The organism is Halolamina sp. (assembly GCF_036626355.1).
Classification (GTDB): Archaea; Halobacteriota; Halobacteria; order Halobacteriales; family Haloferacaceae; genus Halolamina.
On record NZ_JAZKRY010000141.1, the window covers coordinates 1 to 2698 of the forward strand.

Genomic DNA, 2698 nt, shown 5'->3' on the forward strand with positions numbered 1-2698 from the left:
CCGACGAGTTCTGAGGGTCGAAGGCGGGGTAGTTGAAAAAAAAAAGAGTCGGCGTCGAAGCTCGATAGAAGATCCGAACGGGGCGTTTACAGCTCGTTCAGCTTCCGGAGTAGCTGGCCGCGGTACTCGTCGTCGGCCTTGATCCCCTTGAGTTCGAGCACGTTCCGTTCCAGCCGGTCGAGTGCGACGTGGAACGCGTGTTCGGCACCGTAGCCTTCACCGGAGCCGGCGACCTGGCCTTGCGTGGTCCGCAGCCGGAGTTGACACCGGAGTAGCGGCGTGCCGCGAAGCTTCTCCTTGTGCTGGGTGAACCGCACGTGTGCGTGGAGGACGTTCATCTCCTGGAACTTGTTCACCACGCTGGTGATGTCCTCGACGATGTCCTCTCGGGTGAGGACGTCCAACAGGTTGATGTTCGTGATCTGGACGTCCATCGACTCCTCCTCCGTGTGGGTCAGCGCACGCAGGACGTCGGTCTTCGTGACGACGCCGACGACGTTCGACCCGGCGGCCGTCGAGGTGACGACCAGTCCGGAGACGCCGTTCTCGAACATCGTCGAGACGGCTTTGTCGACAGTCTCGCCGGGTGTGACGGTCAGGACAGGGCTCGACATCAGGTCGTAGATCGGGAGATCGAGCATCCGGTCGACCTCGCCGCGGCGGTCGTGGGAGCCCTGGCGCCGCTCGTCGCGGACGACGAAGTCGACGATATCGTTGGTCGTGAGAATGCCGGTCAGCTCACTGGCCTCGTTGAGCACGGGAAGCCGGGAGATACTGTTCTCGCGCAGGCGGTTGATCGCCTTGCCGATGTGCTCGTCTTCGGTGATACTGACTACAGCGGAGGTCGCGATATCCCGGACGGTGATGGCCTTGAGGTTCTCCTGGACCGCCTGGAGGATGTCGTCGGCGGCGACGATACCGATGAGCTTCTCGCCCTCGTAGACGGGCGCGATTTTCACGTCACCCTCGACGAGCATGCGGGAGACCTCACGCACGTCATCGTGGCGACTGACACGCGGCGGGCTCCCACCGCTTCGGGCGGAGCCGACGATGGCCGCGGCCTTGGTGTCGTCCTCGATGTGGGACTGGATAAGCTGCTTCTCGCCGATGACACCGACGTACTCCCCGTCCTCCATCACGACGACCCCTTTCGGGTTCCGCTCGTCGAAGATCGCCCGGACCTTCGCGACGCGGGTAGCCGGCTCGATCTCGACGTATTCCTCGGTGACGATATCCGTAATGTCCATAGACAACGTACGTTTCCGGCGCGGGTGTCTTGAAGGTTGTCGCAGTCCCCCTACATCGTCGCTCCTCCACATGGTCTCGGTTCTGTCTGGCGAATGGCCGGAGTTCTGCTCTCCCGGGGCCCGTGCGGCGGTGTTCAGACACGCAGCGACAGCGGCGAGATTCTGCTCACCCCGGGAACGCCCTCGACGGTCTCGACTCCCGCGGCTCGCCGCTCGCGCTACCGCCATCCGCCGGGAGTTCCTCGCGAACTACCGCCTCCTCTGGCTGCTCAGGTGACAACCCTGCTACTGTTCCAGTTCCGCTGCACGCTCACGGGTTTCCGTGGGAGTTACAGGCGGTTCGAGGTTAGTCCCTCGAGTTTTGCCCCAGAGGCGCTTCTCGTACGGGCATGGCGACCGCCCGCCCCTCCTCCAGCGAAACCGGCGAGGCGGCTCTGGCTGGCGGTCTGTAACCGGGGGGGCCGCTGACGAACAGGCCCCGAGGCCCTCAGCGCCGGTCGATCACTGGATACAGCCCACCCAGAACGAGGCCGTAGGTGAGATGCCAGAACAGCATCGGCGTCGTCACGTTCGGGATGCTCGGCGGCACCGGGAACCCCACGAGGCCCAGCCAGATGGGCATCAGGATGCCGGCGCCCGCAACAGCGAGTACCACGCTGTAGACGACACCTGCGAGGACCGTTTTCCAGTACCAGTCGGTGAGTCGGTGGAGGCCGGGGTCCGCAAGCAAAAGGGTGAACAGGCTTCCGAACACGGTCCCGTGAACCAGGTGGGCGATCCACCCAGTGACGAGACTCCCCGACTGACCGTAGAGGCCGGCGATCGCGATCTGGAGCGTCGACAGGTCTGTCACGCTGATCGCGACCCCCATGACCACCGTGGCGAGCAGCCCGGCCAGCGCACCGCCGTTCCAGTCCCACTGTCCCTCGAAGGGGTCCGTCCGCTCGATACTCCGGTCGGCTTGTCGGCTCTCGTTCGTGCTCATGACTGTCTGGAGCGTAACTGTCGATGTCGGCTCTCGGTCTCGGTACCCAGTCCGCTATCGTTCGAACAGTATATTCGAGTGAAAATAAGCGTGTGGTAACCTCTCGCGTACCCTGTCACGTGCACCTCACGGCGCCAGCCAGCCTGCGACGTAACCGTGTTACTGCGGGTGCCCTGTAGTTTGGCAACTGTGACTGAACACCGGACCGCGCGTGCTGCGCTGGCCCGCCACGCCGCCACGGATGGCGAGGTGGCTGCGGAGCTGTTCCGAACGGCCGTCGCCGTCGAGACGAAAACGGAGAACCCCGACGTCGTGACGGAGGCCGATCGGGCCGCCCAGCGCCGTGTCGCCGAGACGATTGCCGAGGAGTTCCCCGACGAGATGCTCGTCGGCGAGGAGAGCGACGCACTGATAGTGATTACGGCGAATCGGTGCATCGACGGTGTCGAACGCCGCCGGTTCAGGG

General features: G+C 64.3%; 3 protein-coding genes. 1 reads left to right on the forward strand and 2 read right to left on the reverse strand.

The annotated features are described in order from the left end of the window. Nucleotides 1-86 precede the first annotated feature (86 nt). Nucleotides 87-1247 (reverse strand): CBS domain-containing protein, encoded by a 1161-nt coding sequence (locus V5A38_RS14590; protein ID WP_332326491.1) that lies wholly within the window; start codon nt 1245-1247, stop codon nt 87-89. A gap of 487 nt (nt 1248-1734) precedes the next feature. Then, nucleotides 1735-2232, reverse strand: a complete 498-nt coding sequence (locus V5A38_RS14595; RefSeq protein WP_332326492.1) for a histidine kinase — start codon at nt 2230-2232, stop codon at nt 1735-1737. A 189-nt stretch (nt 2233-2421) separates the two neighbouring features. Between V5A38_RS14595 and V5A38_RS14600 the strand changes: the two genes are divergently transcribed. Then, a partial coding sequence (locus V5A38_RS14600; protein WP_332326493.1) for an inositol monophosphatase family protein occupies nt 2422-2698 on the forward strand: 277 nt, incomplete at its 3' end.

Bases quoted from the DNA above. Each gene is read 5' to 3' on its own strand.
- V5A38_RS14590 (WP_332326491.1), bottom strand. From the start codon at position 1,247: ATGGACATTACGGATATCGTCACCGAGGAATACGTCGAGATCGAGCCG.
- V5A38_RS14595 (WP_332326492.1), bottom strand. From the start codon at position 2,232: ATGAGCACGAACGAGAGCCGACAAGCCGACCGGAGTATCGAGCGGACG.